Consider the following 14853-nt stretch of genomic DNA (forward strand, 5'->3'; position numbering starts at 1 on the left):
CAATCTTAGCCGTTATTAGATCGCACATCGGCAAGCGGAGATACAATGAGCGTGTCCAGCAAAAGTGAAACTAAAAAATCAGGCGGCATTCGCGAAACCGTCAGTGTTATCGTGCAGGCACTGCTGCTGGCACTGATCATTCGCAGCCTGCTTTTCCAACCGTTTAGCATTCCGTCTGGCTCAATGCGCCCGACTTTGCTGGAAGGCGATTATCTTTTCGTATCGAAATACGCCTATGGCTATTCGCGTTACTCGCTGCCCTTTGGTTTCGATCTGTTCAACGGTCGCATCTGGGGTGCAGAACCAAAACGTGGTGACGTTGTTGTCTTCAAGCTGCCAAGCGACACCAATATTGATTACATCAAACGCGTGATTGGCCTTCCGGGTGATCGCATTCAGATGCGCGGCGGCGTTCTTTATATCAATGATGTAGCCGTTAAGCGCGAGCGCGTTGGGACAATCGACAATCCCGATGTGACCGAGGTCAACCGTCCGGTGGAGGTCTATCGCGAAACGCTGCCCAATGGCGTGAGCTACGATACGCTTGATCTTGCGCCAAATTCCATTGGCGATGACACCCGCGTGTTCGAAGTGCCTGCCGGTCATTATTTCATGATGGGTGACAATCGCGATAATTCGCTCGATAGCCGTTTTGGTGTTGGCTATGTGCCGTTTGAAAATCTGGTCGGTCGGGCGAATATTATTTTCTTCTCAATTGCTGATAAGGCAAGCCCGCTCGAAATCTGGAAATGGCCGACTGATGTTCGTTTCAGCCGTCTTTTCTCATGGGTGAGCGGAAAGCCGCACACTGCCGTAACCGGAAACTGAGATGATTTCTGCAAATAAGGCAGCATCGATCCTGGAAGAGCGCACTGGACACCGTTTTCTTAATCTGAAACGGCTTGAACGGGCGCTCACCCATTCGAGTGTGCAGGGGCCATCGCGCCCAAATTATGAACGGCTGGAATTTCTCGGTGACCGTGTATTGGGTTTGGTTGTTGCGGAAATGCTTTTCGAGTCATTTCCCGACGCGCCCGAAGGTGAGCTGTCTGTTCGCCTCAACGCGCTGGTGAATGCCGAAACCTGTGCTGCAATTGCTGATGAGATCAGACTTGCAGACCTTATCCAAACAGGTTCAGACATAAAATCTTTAAATGACAAACGCCTGCTGAATGTGCGCGCAGATGTCGTGGAAGCTTTGATCGCAACGATTTATATGGATGGCGGACTTGATGCGGCCCGCCGCTTTATAAAGCGTTATTGGCAGGGCCGCTCACTTGAGACAGGTGCTGCGCGTCGCGATGCTAAAACTGAGTTGCAGGAATGGGCGCATCAGCAGGGCAATGTGCACCCATCCTATGTTATTCTGGATCGCAGCGGCCCTGATCACGATCCTTCATTTACGGTAGAAGTGACCGTGAAGGGGTTCGCGCCTGAAACGGGTGAGGGGCGATCCAAGCGGATTGCCGAGCAAAGCGCGGCCGAAGCCATGCTTTATAGGGAATCTGTCTGGAAGCGTGATGGTTCTTCTTAATGCGGCCCTCTGCTTTTTTCTGTAAAACTCGGCTATAATCAATCAAACAACAGCAGCAATAGGCTGCTGCCTGAGCAAGGCGGTGTCGGGGGACACCTTTTTGCGATTAATTTCGTCTCAAAGGATGACTAATGAACAACCCAACCGTGCCGTCAGATGGCGCAACTGAAACCTTGCAGACCCGCTCCGGCTTTGTTGCACTTATCGGCGCGCCAAATGCCGGAAAGTCCACGCTGGTCAATCAGCTCGTGGGAACCAAGGTTTCAATCGTCACACATAAAGTGCAGACCACGCGCGCGCTGGTTCGCGGTATCTTCATTGAGAATAATGCGCAGATCGTCCTTGTCGATACACCCGGCATTTTTCGTCCAAAGCGCAGGCTCGATCGTGCCATGGTCACGACCGCATGGGGTGGCGCGAAGGATGCCGACATCATTCTGGTGATCCTTGATGCGCAGGGCAGCCTCAACGAGAATGCGGAAGCTCTTCTCGAAAGCATGGCCAATGTTCGTCAGAAGAAAGTTCTTGTACTCAATAAAGTGGACCGCGTTGATCCGCCAAAGTTGCTTGAACTGGCGCAAAAGGCAAATGAGAAGGTCGCTTTCGACCGTACATTCATGATCTCGGCGCTCAACGGTTCGGGCTGTAAGGATCTGGCAAAATTCCTGGCTGAGAGCGTTCCAAACGGTCCTTGGTATTATCCGGAAGATCAGATCTCCGATATGCCGATGCGCCAGCTTGCGGCAGAAATCACCCGTGAAAAGCTTTATCTGCGCCTGCATGAAGAACTGCCTTATTCCTCGACGGTCGAGACAGAGCGTTGGGAAGAGCGTAAGGATGGCTCGGTGCGGATTGAGCAGGTGATTTATGTCGAGCGCGAAAGCCAGAAAAAGATTGTTCTTGGCCATAAGGGCGAGACGATCAAGGCAATCGGCCAATCTGCACGCAAAGAGATCAGCGAAATCCTTGAGCAGAATGTGCATCTCTTCCTGTTTGTGAAAGTGCGCGAAAATTGGGGCAATGATCCAGAGCGTTATCGCGAAATGGGTCTGGACTTCCCAACGTAAGGTGTATCAAAAAAGCCCATGGAATGGCGCGATGAAGGCATAATTCTCGGCACGCGGCGACACGGCGAAACAAGCGCCATTGTTGAAGTGATGACGCGCGAACATGGCCGTCATATGGGTATGGTGCGTGGTGGGCGATCCCGCCGCATGCAGCCGCTGCTCCAGCCCGGCAATCACGTTGATCTGACATGGTGGGCGCGGCTGGATGAACATATGGGTTCGTTCACAATTGAGCCGCTTGGCTTTGCTGCTGCCCGCCTCATTGAAACGCCTGTTGCGCTTTATGGCATCCAGCTTGTTGCCGCGCATTTGCGGCTTTTACCCGAGCGTGATCCACAACGTGCGCTTTATGAAACGCTGCGCCTCATCATCGAGCATTTTGATGACCCACTTTCATCAGGTGAGTTGCTGTTGCGTTTTGAAGTGATGATGCTGGAAGAACTGGGCTTCGGCCTTGATCTAAAAGAGTGCGCGGCGACGGGCGTTAGTGAAAACCTGATCTATGTTTCGCCCAAATCAGGACGAGCGGTTTGTGGCGATGCGGGTGCGCCATGGGCTGACAAGATGTTGCCGCTGCCTGCATTCGTCAACAGCACATCAGTGCGTCCATCCTGCTACGACGATCTTAATGATGCATTCAGGATGACGGGTTTCTTCTTCCTGCGCCATGTGTGGGAACCACGCGCACAAACTCCGCCTGACGCGCGGGGCGGCTTTCTCAATGCAGTGTCACGAAGTCTCAACCTGCAACAGGCAGGCTGAAAACATTGCCTTCAAACGCATCTTTTCCGCGGCCTATGGCGCGAATGGCCGTGACCATGCGGCCGCCGCGACCAAGCAACTGATCAGCCAGTTCGACTAATCGGATATTGGGCGTTGCAGAGGGGGAAAGCTGGCGCAGCCTTGCTGCAAGAGCCACTTCATCGAGCGCATGATTAAGCGCCATGGCAATGATATAGGCGCTGGCAGTGGAGCGCGAAATACCTGCGTAACAATGGATTAGCAGCGGCCTTTCCCGCTCCCATGTTGTCACAAATTCAAGCAACTCTTCCACATGGTTGTGTTGTGGCATCACCAAACCATCACGCGGCTCAACAATATCGTTGAAAATGAGGCTGAGCCGCTTCATTTCGCCGGGCAGGGAAGGCACATCGCCACTGCTCAGTGTTACGATATGACTTGGCTGATGCAGCGCAATTTGCGCCTCAAGCTTTGAAAGCGGGCTGACCACGATATGCGTCATGGCTTGTTTCTTTGTGCCTGTTCCAATGTTGCAAAGCGCGCCAGAAAATCATTCTGCACGTTTTGTGTCGGGCGCGGTGTCAGATCCAGCCCTGCTGGATCAAATCCGCGCGGACGCCCAAAATACTTGATCGCTTCCGTTTCGCTAAAGCCGGCAAGGCGGGTGGCCTCAAAGAAAGCTGCGACCTGATCAGCGCGCTTGATCAGCTTTTTGAGCGAAGCTGATATGGATGCGGGCAGCGAAAAACGCACATGAATGGCGCTTTCAAGCCGCGCTTCGATCAGCTTATAGTTCCCGCCCATCACTGCCTTGAATGGCGAGATCATGTCTCCAATCACATATTCAGGCGCATCATGCAGAAGGGTTAGCATCTGCTGCTCGACGCTTGCATCAGGCACAAGCCGATTGAAAATCTGTTCCACCAGCAGGGAGTGCTGGGCGACAGAATAGGCATGCTCGCCGACGGTCTGCCCATTCCAGCGCGCCACACGCGCAAGACCATGCGCAATGTCTTCAATCTCGACATCAAGCGGTGACGGATCAAGCAGGTCGAGCCTGCGGCCAGACAACATGCGTTGCCATGCGCGGTCTTTGCCAGATGAATGATCTGCGGACGCCATTAGTCTTTGTCCGTCTCGGTGGTGGGAAATGTGAAACGTACATGCGGTGGCAGCGCGAGTGTAATTTCGCTTTCACCGGCCAGAATCGGGGTGCCGGAATCAAGCGCATCCTTCACCCGATCAATACGCACCAGTGCAAGGCCAATCCGACCCGACGAGCTGCCGAGTGTTCCAACATCGCGTCCGGCCACCGTGATTGGAGTGCCCATGGCGGGCAGGGGCATATCCGATTTGGCGACAAGCACCCGGCGGCGTGGCGTGCCGCGATGATGCATACGCGAGACGACTTCTTGTCCGATGAAACAGCCTTTTGGGAAACTCACGCCGCCCGTCTGATCGAAGTTAATGTCGTGAGGAAACACGTCATTATAAGCAAAATCGGCTTCGCCTTCGGCAATGCCATATTCGGCCCGAAGCGCCACCCATGCGCTTTCATCGCTGATTTCACCGGCCTGTCCATAAATGCGGGTCACTTTCAGCTCTTCAGGAAAGCGCGTATCGCGCTTCATTGAATCACTTTCTGAGGAAGCGGAATCATTGTGCCAGCAAACGCTGACAAGGGATTCTGGCAATTGGATAATTTCCGCTTTGGCGCGCAGGCGATAAAGCGTCATCCGCTTGGCAAAATCGGCTGCGATGCTTGCTGGCATATCGAAACGAAAACCGTTTTCTATGCGTGACACGACAAAGTCGAACATGATCTTGCCTTGCGGTGCCAGCAATGCGCCCGGTTTCAATTCATCGGCGCCAAGCATGTCGAGATTGGTCGTAATCACGGCTTGTACGAATTTTTCCGCGTCTTCGCCCGTGATGTGAACCAGTGCTCTGTTGGAAAGATTGATCAATTCCGCTACCGTCGCCATCGCTTCTTCCTTGCCTTTATCACCATCGTTACGTAAGCCGCATTGAAAAGGCTCGCAAGTCCCATTCAGCCAGCAGGAGACAACAATGGCCCAAACGTTTGATACGATCCTGAAAGGTGCAACCATCGTCAATCATGACGGTATAGGAAGCCGTGATATTGGTATTCGTAACGGGCGCATAGAGGCGATTGGTTCACTCTCCACACATTCGGCTGGCGAAGTGATTGACTGCACGGGCCTGCATATTCTGCCGGGCGTGGTCGATAGTCAGGTTCATTTTCGTGAGCCGGGGCTGGAACACAAGGAAGATCTGGAGACCGGTTCACTTGCCGCTGTTCTGGGTGGTGTGACTTCGGTTTTTGAAATGCCGAACACCAAGCCGCTGACGACTTCTGCCGAAGCGCTGGAAGACAAGATTCGTCGCGGTCGTCACCGTATGCATTGCGATTTCGCATTTTGGGTCGGCGGAACACGCGACAATGCAAAAGACGTCGCCGAGCTTGAGCGCCTTCCGGGCGCTGCCGGTATCAAGGTCTTCATGGGGTCTTCGACTGGTAACCTCTTGGTTGAGGATGATGAAGGTGTCCGGTCCATCCTCAAGAACACGCGCCGCCGTGCGGCCTTCCATTCGGAAGATGAATTCCGTTTGAAGGATCGCGAAAATCTGCGGGTTGAAGGCGATCCATCGAGCCACCCTGTGTGGCGCGATGAAATTGCTGCCCTGCAATGCACGCAACGTCTCGTGCGCATCGCACGCGAAACCGGCGCGCGCATTCATGTGCTGCATATCTCGACTGCGGAAGAAATCGACTTCTTGCAGGGCCATAAAGATGTGGCAACCTGTGAAGCCACACCCCATCACCTCACATTGTCGGCAGATGAATATGCGACCCTCGGTAATCTTATTCAGATGAACCCGCCTGTGCGCGACAAGCGCCATCGTGACGGCATCTGGAAGGGAATTGATCAGGGTATTGTCGATGTGCTCGGCTCCGACCATGCGCCACATACGCTGGAAGAAAAGCAGAAGCCTTACCCGGCATCACCGTCTGGCATGACCGGCGTTCAGACGCTGGTGCCGATCATGCTCGATCACGTCAATGCTGGTAAGCTTTCGTTGGAACGCTTTGTCGATCTGTCGAGCCACGGCCCGAACCGCATTTTTGGCATGGCGCGCAAAGGCCGCATTGCTGTTGGCTATGATGCTGATCTCACTATCGTCGATATGAAACGCCGCGAAACCATTACCCATGAGCAGGCTGGCTCTAAGGCTGGCTGGACGCCTTATCACGGCAAGACTGTCACCGGCTGGCCGGTTGGTACTTTCGTGCGCGGTATCAAGGTTATGTGGGAAGCGGAAGTGGTTAATCCGAACAAGGGCGAGCCGGTCGAGTTTTTGGAAGCTTTGCCTCACCGCTAAACGCTTATCGATTGGCGCGATCTGTCCGGTCTTTGTCCGAACTCAATCTTTCGGCTTGGGTTGTGGGCGTTAATATCTCCTTGTATAAATTTGCAAGGAGCAAAAAATGTCCGCGAATGACACCGCACTGCTGGTTATCGATGTTCAGGAATCTTTTCGACATCGCCCCTATTACCGTGATGAAGAGGTTGCCGCTTACATAGAGCGGCAGCAGGCGCTCATTGATGGTGCGAAGCGCAAGGGTATTCCCGTTGTTCAAATTTTCCATGTCGAAAATGAAGGAGCGTTTTCGGAAGCCTCAGGCTTTGTGAAGGCGCTTTCACCTCTTTCGATTGAGCCGGATGTGGTTTTCCGAAAGAGCCGCCACAGTGCGCTGGTCGGAACCGGGCTTGATGTCTGGCTTGTCGATAATGGCATTCATCATATTATCATTTCTGGCATTCGAACCGAACAATGCTGCGAGAAGACGACACGTCACGCTTCTGATCTTGGTTATAAGATTGATTTCGTCGGTGAAGCGACACTGACATTTCCCATGACGGATGGGGCTGGTCGCGAATGGAGCGCGGCTGAAATTCGTGCACGCACCGAGCTGGTACTTGCGGATCGCTTTGCAAGGATAGCAACCGTGGAACAGGCTCTTGCGGGCAGCGCAGAACGGAAAGCTGCATGAACCAAGCCGCCGACAGCCATAAAACTGTGCGGGTCTTCGTTGTCGTCCCGCCGCGCACGCTTTTGCTTGACGTGGCGGGGCCGATAGAGGTTTTGCGCAAGGCCAATCTGGAGCAAAACAAGGTGCAGTTTGAGGTGAGCTTTATTGGCCCATCCGAGACCGCGTTAAGCTCCATTGGCCTCACGCTTGCCAATATCGATCCGATGCCGGAAAATCTCCCGGATAACGCGCTGGTGGTCATATCCGGCTCGGCAGATGCGCCACTTGGATCATCAGGCGTCAATCGCGACCATGACAGCGTGCTTGAAGCGCAAATTGTGCGCTGGTTGCAGCACACAATTCGCCCCGGTATCAGAATGGTTTCAATCTGCTCTGGTGCACTTCTTGCGGCACGTGCCGGACTGCTTGAGGGCTATGACTGCACCACGCATCATATGGCGATTGATGAGCTGCATCGACTTGCACCGACCGCGCATGTTCTGCAAAACCGTTTGTTTGTCGAGGATCGCGACAGGCTGACCAGTGCGGGCATCACTGCTGGTATTGATCTGATGTTGCATATTCTGGCCGAGATGGCAGGACATGCACTGGCTTTATCCGTGGCGCGTTATCTTGTGGTTTATCTGCGTCGCAGCGGTGGCGATCCGCAGCTTTCACCATGGCTTGAAGGCCGCAATCATATGCACCCTGTTGTGCATCGCGCACAGGATGCTGTGGCTGCAAATCCAGCCGAAAACTGGTCTGTTGAAAAACTCGCTGGAGCGAGCGGGGCAAGCCCACGCAATCTGTCACGCCTGTTCAATGAACATGCGGGCATGAGTGTCACGGAGTATGCCAATCGGCTGAAAATAAGCCTTGCGCGTGAAATGCTGTTGAACTCGGCTTTGGATATGGAAAGCGTTGCCGAAAAATCCGGCTTTGCTTCAACGCGACAGTTCCGCAGAGTCTGGGAGCGGGTCTATGACTTCCCGCCCAGCCATATGCGATCTTTTGCGGCAGACAGTTGCGTTTATTGAAGAACGCGATTTTGCAGGAAGGTTCCTGCAATGATCTGTTCGCGCATTTTCTCAATAAGGTCGAGCGCGCTGTCTTCGCCAGACGAACGCATCAGCTCAGTCAAGGCTGTGGTGAAAGCAGCTTCCGCCAGAATTTCCGGCTCAATCCCTTCGGAAATGCCATCCGCCCAGGCTTCGTTCTGGTACTCAATCGCCACAAGCTTCTTTTCGCGGGCGATCATCTCGTCCAGATCGGCTGGCATATATTCCATTGGTTTCATCCCGGCTTGCGCCCTTCTGGCTTCTCAAATGATCTCTCACCGCAATAGGGAGCGCGAACACTTGCGTAGCCTGCCTATCATTTAAGATAGTGTTAACAGATTAAAACGGACTTGAATGAGGCAATTTATGCCCATCCGCAAAAGACTGAATAATTGGTTAATTCCCATAGCGCGAGATCAGCTCGTTCGACAAGTTTTCTCCCTCTTTCATGTAGCGATCAATCGCCGCAAGAGCAGAAGGTGTGCAGCGGACATAATTGTCGCTGAAAACGCGGTATCCATGGTTGAAGCTTGAAACAAGGCGCACGCGCTCGGTTTCATCGGGCTTTTCGGCGGCAAGGAGGGCGTCCATCCGTTCGCGCCATTCATTGCTGGTTTCTCCGCAAAGATTACGCAGATAGTGAAGCGAGCCAAGCACTTCCGCAATTCTGAGCATTTTGCCCTCATAAGGCGCGTCCTGAGCAGAAAAGGCCGGGGACAGAATGCCCAGCCAGAATGCAATCGCCCATATGGAAAGCCGCTTTCCCTGCACTATGATCCCCCTGAATGAAACGCAGTTTTGATGAAGAATCAGGGCCACTTCAAGGCGATCATGCGTTTAGCCCTAAACCATCTTCAGCCTCAGCGACCGATCGCGCAACGTCTAACGTGCTATCTGTCACATTGGCATGCGCCATTTCATCAATGCTTAACCAGTATATCGCTGCAGCATCGTCACCGGCCTGCTCAATGCCCGAAACATCCAAAGCGCGATAGACAGAAAGAAAATAGCTCTTCGCGTAAGCTTTGCCCTCAAGCGCCAGATCAACGGTGATGACATGGCTCAAAGAGCGAACGTTCAAAGCTGTTTCTTCTTTGAGTTCCCGAATGGCCGCTTCTTCCGGCGTTTCTCCGGCCTCAATGCTGCCACCCGGAAAAGCCAGCCAACCCTTCCATGGCTCCTTGCCGCGTTCAACCAGCAGAAAGCGGCCATCGCGGCGGCAGATGAGAGAAACACCATGGATTTGAACGGGGGCGGGGATGACGGGAATTGTAACCATACACAAGCTATGATCCGGCCAGCCGCTTTTGGCAACAGCAAACCCCACTTGACCATTTCCGCAAAAGCCTGAACATGGACACCATGTGTGGACGTTTTTCTCTGACTGCCAGCCGCGAAGAAGTTGAAGCATTGCTTGGTGCAATGATTGAGGAGGATTTTCCTCCGCGTTACAATATCGCGCCAACCCAGCCGATACTCTCTATTCTTGCCGGTGAGACGCCGCCGCCGGGAAGCAATCGCCCTGACCGTATCGGCATGTTGGTGCGTTGGGGCTTTGTGCCGTCCTGGGTCAAAGATCCCAATGACTGGAATCTGGTTTTCAATATTCGCTCTGAAACGGCGGCAGAGAAGAACTCATTCCGGGCAGCTCTTCATCATCGGCGCGCACTGATTCCGGCCTCTGGCTTCTATGAATGGCGGCGTGAGGGTAAGAACAAGGCGCAGGCCTATTGGATCAGACCGCGCAACGGCGGCATTGTGGCCTTTGGTGCGCTGGTCGAAACATGGAGCAGTGCAGATGGCTCGCAAATTGACACTGCGGGTATTCTGACGACAGGCGCGAACACATATTTGCGTCCCATCCACGAGCGCATGCCGGTGGTGGTGAAGCCGGAGGATTATGCCCGTTGGCTGAATTGCAAGACGCTACTTCCACGCGAAGTGGCTGACATCATGCGGCCCGTTCAGGATGATTTTTTCGAAGCCATTCCGGTGTCGGACAAGGTCAACAAGGTCGCCAACACATCACCTGATATACAGGAGAGGGTAGACGAAAAACTTGTGGCGTCATCGTCAGCTCAATCCAAGAGCAAGAAAAAGCCTGACGATCAGCTTTCCATGTTCTGACAATTTTTTCGTCTGCCAAAAGGCAAAGCAAATCAGCCGATCTTTTTGACCGCCAGAATTGAATGGCGCGTATTGTCACCACGTTCTTCGTTTTTTCGATTTGTCTTGCTCATCAACGCTGCAACCAGCACCGCAGGCCCGATTTCACGATATTGGTCAATGAGCTTATCTTGTCGTGGCTGCAGTTCATTTTTAGACATTGGTCCATCCTCTTCCAATTCATCCTCACTATTGTGTGATTGATTGGGACAGAATGAAGGCTGTTTGGAGCCGGTTTTATGGATTCCCGGCCAACATGCACTGATCATCCCTGAAGTTGCTGAAATGTCACAGCGTTTTTAATGGAAAGCTCTTGACGGCCAAGGCTTCGATGAGGATAAGTAACGCCATGAAAACGCCGACCACGATCATTTGTACTGGTTCGATTATTATTGGCTAGCAGCTTGCTGGCCCGGCCGTTTTCGTCTCCCCATCATAAAACAGGATGATAACGCCCCGGCCAGTCGGCTGCGGTCTTTCGTACCCGTATTTCAGGTCCTTTTGGGGAATTACAATGGCTGATGCGCCGCAACTACGTCTATACAACACCGCCACCCGCATGAAGGAGGATTTCACTCCTATCGACGCGAATAATGTGCGCATGTATGTCTGCGGACCGACTGTTTATGACTTTGCCCATATCGGCAATGCACGTCCGGTTATTGTTTTTGATGTGCTGTTTCGTCTGCTGCGCCATGTCTATGGCGCGGAAAAAGTCACTTATGCGCGCAACATCACCGATGTTGACGACAAGATCAACGCGCGCGCAGCCAGCGAATATCCTGATCTGCCGCTCAATGAAGCCATTCGCCGGGTAACGGAGGGCACAAACAGCCAGTTTCAGGCGGATATCAAGGCGCTGGCCAATCTTGAGCCGTCGAGCCAGCCGCGTGCGACGGAGCATCTTGATGATATGCGCAATATCATTGAAAAGCTGGTTGAGCGCGGTGTTGCTTATGTTGCCGATGATCATGTGCTGTTTTCGCCATCTGCAATGAATGCATTGGGCGGCGCACATTATGGTGCGCTCTCGCACCGTCCGTTCGATGAAATGCTGGCAGGCGCGCGCGTTGATGTTGCTTCTTACAAGCGCGATGAAATGGATTTCGTGCTCTGGAAACCATCGCGCAATGGTGAACCGGGCTGGCCATCGCCGGCAGGGATTGAAACACTTGGTCGTCCGGGATGGCATATCGAGTGCTCGGCTATGTCGATGGCCAAGCTGCTGGCCCCGTTTGGCGGCGGTCTGAAATGCGATGATCCGCTTAAAAATCAGTTTGATATCCATGGTGGTGGTATCGATCTCGTCTTCCCGCATCACGAGAACGAGATTGCGCAATCATGCTGCGCCTTTGGCACCGAGCGGATGGCAAGCATCTGGATGCACAACGGCTTTCTTCAGGTCGAAGGCCAGAAGATGTCAAAATCTCTCGGCAACTTCATCACCATTCGTAATGTTTTGAATGATGGCCTGCCGCAGCTTGGGTCTTGGGACGACAAGGATGCGCGCGATCGCTGGGCTGGTTTGGCTGCACGGCTTTCGATGCTGCAAACGCATTATCGCGAGCCGATCAACTGGACGGCACAGCGTCTGGCGGAATCGGCCGAGGAACTGCATCGTTGGTACGGTCTTCTTCGTGATACGGGGTTTGCAGAGCCTTCAACGCTTTCAAGGGTTGCTGAGGTCGAAGAAGCGCTGTCAGACGATCTGAACACATGGATCGCCATCACAGCGTTGCGCAAGGCATTCAAGGCTAAGGACGTTGCCGCCTTGGGCGAGGGCATGGCGCTGTTGGGCCTGTTCGACCCTTATTTTGTGACGGCGCAGGATGTGCCGGTATTTGCGAAGGCGGATGTTGATGCCGCTGACATCGAAGCGCGTATTGCCGAACGCCTGAATTTCATCGCTGGCAAGAAGTGGGCCGAAGCTGATCGTATCCGTGATGAACTTTTGGCGCAGGGCATTCAGTTGAAAGACGGCAAGCATCCTGACACCGGCGAACGCATCACGACCTGGGATGTGGTAAGTTAAGCTCTTCTATGGGGAGGAGAGGACACGATGACGCTTGATAATAAGCCGCTTTATAGCGGGGGATGCCAGTGCGGTGCGGTGCGCTTTCATGTTGAGGGCGCACTCGGCTCTGCTTCAATCTGTCATTGCCGCATGTGCCAGAAGGCCTTTGGAAGTTTTTATGCGCCGCTGGTTTCTGTGGGGGAGGCAAAACTCACCTGGACCCGTGACGAGCCGAAGCGGTTTCAGTCTTCCAATCATGTCAAGCGCGGCTTCTGCTCTGAATGCGGAACCCCGCTCACCTATGAAGCACCGGATGGTGTTGCGCTCTCCATAGGCGCTTTCGATGCACCCGAAGAGATTGAGCCGACAGTACAATGGGGTGTCGAGGTCAAGCTTCCCTATGTCGATAACCTCGCAAAATTGCCGGGTTTTGAGACCGAACGTGATCCTGAAAGTATTGAGTTCGTAAGAACTCTTGTGTCTTACCAGCATCCCGACCACGATACTGACCATTCATAGATTACCCACCGACAGGCAGGCAAAATGGCACGCGAACGCATCTATATCTACGACACGACCTTGCGGGACGGACAGCAGACACCCGGCGTTGATTTCTCTGTCGAAGACAAAAAAGCGATTGTTATTCTGCTTGAAGAACTGGGCGTTGATTATGTGGAAGGCGGCTATCCGGGTGCCAATCCAACGGATACGGCCTTCTTCAAGAACCGTCAGACCGCGAAGGCCAAATTTGCAGCTTTCGGCATGACCAAGCGCGCAGGCGTTTCGGCCTCGAACGATCCGGGACTGACCGCGCTTTTGCAGGCTTCTAGCGATGCAGTTTGTTTTGTTGCCAAAAGTTGGGATTACCATGTGCGTGTCGCACTTGGCTGCACCAATGAAGAAAATCTGGAATCGATCACATCCTCGGTAACGGCTGTGCGTATGGCTGGCCGTGAGGCGCTGGTTGATTGCGAACACTTCTTCGATGGGTATAAAGCCAATCCAGACTATGCGCTGGCTTGCGCCAAGGCTGCCTACGAGGCCGGTGCGCGCTGGGTCGTGCTTTGCGACACCAATGGCGGCACACAGCCATCGGAAGTGGCTGAAATCATCAATGTTGTGAAAGCATATGTTCCCGGCGAAAGCCTTGGCATTCATGCCCACAACGATACCGAACAGGCAGTCGCTGTTACGCTTGCTGCCATTGATGCAGGTGTGCGTCATGTGCAGGGAACACTGAACGGCATCGGCGAACGCTGCGGCAATGCAAACCTCGTTTCCCTGATCCCGACATTGGCGCTAAAGCCTTACTGGGCGGAGCGCTTTGAGCTTGGTGTGCAGCCGGATGCGCTCAAAGCGATCACCCGTATTTCGCGCGCTTTCGACGATATTCTCAATCGTGCACCGACTGAGCAGGCCCCTTACACGGGCACATCCGCTTTTGCGACCAAGGCTGGCATTCATGCGTCCGCATTGCTGAAAGACCCGCAGACTTATGAGCATGTTCCGCCGGAAAGTGTCGGAAACCGCCGTCGCGTCATGGTTTCGGATCAGGGCGGCAAGTCAAACTTCATTGCTGAACTGGAGCGCCGCGGTATTCGGGTTGCCAAGAATGATGCGCGACTGGATACGCTTATTTCGCTCGTTAAAGAGCGTGAAGCGGAAGGCTATGCCTATGAAGGCGCTGATGCGAGCTTTGAGCTTCTGGCGCGCAACATGCTTTCTCCTCAGCCGGAATTTTTCAAGGTCGATTCTTTTCGTTGCCTTGTCGAGCGCCGCTTTGATGCCAATGGCTCTTTGAAAACCGTCTCAGAGGCCGTTGTAAAAGTCGAGGTCGATGGGGAAATGCACATGTCGGTCGCCGAAGGTCATGGACCGGTCAATGCGCTTGATATTGCGCTGCGCAAGGATCTTGGCCGCTATCAGAAAGAGATTGAAGATCTCGAATTGGTGGATTTCAAGGTGCGTATCCTCAATGGCGGTACTGCAGCGATCACCCGCGTTTTGATCGAATCTGGTGATGCTACGGGCGCGCGTTGGCGCACGGTCGGTGTTTCCGACAATATCATTGATGCATCGTTTCAGGCCCTGATGGATTCAGTCAATTACAAACTGATGAAAAACCGCGCGCTTGCAGGTCTTTTGGCGGCTGAATAGGCGTCAGTCTTCACGAAGATTGATGCTTTGATCAGTTTAATTGAATGGATTTTATGGAT

18 protein-coding genes are annotated in these 14853 nt (G+C 53.4%); 11 read left to right on the forward strand and 7 right to left on the reverse strand.

Features of this window, described 5'->3' with window-relative positions:
• Positions 1–45 precede the first annotated feature (45 nt).
• The 4 genes from lepB to recO all read left to right on the forward strand — a co-directional run bounded on the left by lepB (position 46) and on the right by recO (position 3363).
• Complete coding sequence (gene lepB, locus VBH83_RS06620) at positions 46–828, forward strand: signal peptidase I (protein ID WP_265983265.1); 783 nt, start codon at positions 46–48, stop codon at positions 826–828.
• A 1-nt stretch (position 829) separates the two neighbouring features.
• Positions 830–1534, forward strand: a complete 705-nt coding sequence (rnc, locus tag VBH83_RS06625) for a ribonuclease III (protein ID WP_265983266.1) — start codon at positions 830–832, stop codon at positions 1532–1534.
• 131 nt (positions 1535–1665) lie between these two features.
• Complete coding sequence (gene era, locus VBH83_RS06630; RefSeq protein WP_265983267.1) at positions 1666–2601, forward strand: GTPase Era; 936 nt, start codon at positions 1666–1668, stop codon at positions 2599–2601.
• Positions 2602–2619: 18 nt separating this feature from the next.
• Entirely contained in the window at positions 2620–3363 is a 744-nt protein-coding gene (recO, locus tag VBH83_RS06635; protein ID WP_265983269.1) for a DNA repair protein RecO, read from the forward strand.
• Here recO and VBH83_RS06640 read toward each other — a convergent pair.
• From VBH83_RS06640 to VBH83_RS06650, 3 genes are read right to left on the reverse strand one after another with little or no spacing between them, the layout of a single operon-like run.
• Positions 3341–3844 (reverse strand): tyrosine phosphatase family protein, encoded by a 504-nt coding sequence (locus VBH83_RS06640; RefSeq protein ID WP_265983271.1) that lies wholly within the window; start codon positions 3842–3844, stop codon positions 3341–3343. The two genes, recO and VBH83_RS06640, sit on opposite strands and share 23 nt — an antisense overlap.
• Positions 3841–4464, reverse strand: coding sequence for an HD family hydrolase (locus tag VBH83_RS06645; RefSeq protein WP_265983272.1), 624 nt, complete (start codon positions 4462–4464; stop codon positions 3841–3843). Before VBH83_RS06645 ends, VBH83_RS06640 begins: the two co-directional genes overlap by 4 nt.
• Positions 4464–5327, reverse strand: a complete 864-nt coding sequence (locus VBH83_RS06650) for a folate-binding protein YgfZ (protein WP_265983273.1) — start codon at positions 5325–5327, stop codon at positions 4464–4466. The genes VBH83_RS06645 and VBH83_RS06650 overlap by 1 nt, the downstream gene beginning before the upstream one ends.
• Positions 5328–5412: 85 nt before the next feature.
• Between VBH83_RS06650 and VBH83_RS06655 the strand changes: the two genes are divergently transcribed.
• The 3 genes from VBH83_RS06655 to VBH83_RS06665 all read left to right on the forward strand — a co-directional run bounded on the left by VBH83_RS06655 (position 5413) and on the right by VBH83_RS06665 (position 8436).
• Complete coding sequence (locus VBH83_RS06655; RefSeq protein WP_265983275.1) at positions 5413–6747, forward strand: dihydroorotase; 1335 nt, start codon at positions 5413–5415, stop codon at positions 6745–6747.
• A gap of 106 nt (positions 6748–6853) precedes the next feature.
• The gene (locus VBH83_RS06660; protein WP_396996874.1) at positions 6854–7420 is read left to right on the forward strand and encodes an isochorismatase family protein; all 567 of its coding nucleotides are present in this window, start codon (positions 6854–6856) and stop codon (positions 7418–7420) included.
• Entirely contained in the window at positions 7417–8436 is a 1020-nt protein-coding gene (locus VBH83_RS06665; protein ID WP_396996876.1) for a GlxA family transcriptional regulator, read from the forward strand. Before VBH83_RS06660 ends, VBH83_RS06665 begins: the two co-directional genes overlap by 4 nt.
• Here the strand turns inward: VBH83_RS06665 and VBH83_RS06670 are convergent.
• The 3 genes from VBH83_RS06670 to VBH83_RS06680 all read right to left on the reverse strand — a co-directional run bounded on the left by VBH83_RS06670 (position 8430) and on the right by VBH83_RS06680 (position 9736).
• A complete protein-coding gene (locus VBH83_RS06670; RefSeq protein ID WP_265983280.1) occupies positions 8430–8687 on the reverse strand; it encodes a hypothetical protein in 258 nt (85 codons plus the stop codon). The two genes, VBH83_RS06665 and VBH83_RS06670, sit on opposite strands and share 7 nt — an antisense overlap.
• Before the next feature lie 166 nt (positions 8688–8853).
• Positions 8854–9207 carry a TIGR02301 family protein gene (locus VBH83_RS06675; protein ID WP_396996952.1) on the reverse strand — a complete coding sequence of 118 codons (354 nt, stop codon included), beginning with the start codon at positions 9205–9207 and terminating at the stop codon, positions 8854–8856.
• A gap of 79 nt (positions 9208–9286) precedes the next feature.
• Positions 9287–9736 carry an NUDIX hydrolase gene (locus tag VBH83_RS06680; protein WP_396996954.1) on the reverse strand — a complete coding sequence of 150 codons (450 nt, stop codon included), beginning with the start codon at positions 9734–9736 and terminating at the stop codon, positions 9287–9289.
• 83 nt (positions 9737–9819) lie between these two features.
• On the opposite strand from VBH83_RS06680, the gene VBH83_RS06685 reads away from it, so the two are divergent.
• Entirely contained in the window at positions 9820–10584 is a 765-nt protein-coding gene (locus tag VBH83_RS06685) for an SOS response-associated peptidase (protein ID WP_265983867.1), read from the forward strand.
• 32 nt (positions 10585–10616) lie between these two features.
• Here VBH83_RS06685 and VBH83_RS06690 read toward each other — a convergent pair whose 3' ends face one another.
• On the reverse strand, positions 10617–10784 hold the full coding sequence (locus VBH83_RS06690; protein WP_265983281.1) for a hydrolase: 168 nt from the start codon (positions 10782–10784) through the stop codon (positions 10617–10619).
• Between the two features lie 353 nt (positions 10785–11137).
• Here VBH83_RS06690 and cysS point away from each other — a divergent pair, with 353 nt between their 5' ends.
• Genes cysS through cimA form a run of 3 tightly spaced genes read left to right on the forward strand, consistent with a single transcriptional unit; the run spans position 11138 to position 14794 of the window.
• Complete coding sequence (gene cysS / locus VBH83_RS06695; protein WP_265983283.1) at positions 11138–12655, forward strand: cysteine--tRNA ligase; 1518 nt, start codon at positions 11138–11140, stop codon at positions 12653–12655.
• A gap of 27 nt (positions 12656–12682) precedes the next feature.
• Positions 12683–13156: a GFA family protein gene (locus tag VBH83_RS06700; protein ID WP_265983284.1), complete on the forward strand. Its 474-nt coding sequence runs from the start codon at positions 12683–12685 to the stop codon at positions 13154–13156.
• A gap of 24 nt (positions 13157–13180) precedes the next feature.
• Positions 13181–14794: a citramalate synthase gene (cimA, locus tag VBH83_RS06705; protein WP_265983285.1), complete on the forward strand. Its 1614-nt coding sequence runs from the start codon at positions 13181–13183 to the stop codon at positions 14792–14794.
• Positions 14795–14853: the final 59 nt, after the last annotated feature.

The organism is Ochrobactrum sp. S1502_03 (genome assembly GCF_044435015.1).
Lineage (GTDB): Bacteria > Pseudomonadota > Alphaproteobacteria > Rhizobiales > Rhizobiaceae > Brucella > Brucella chromiisoli.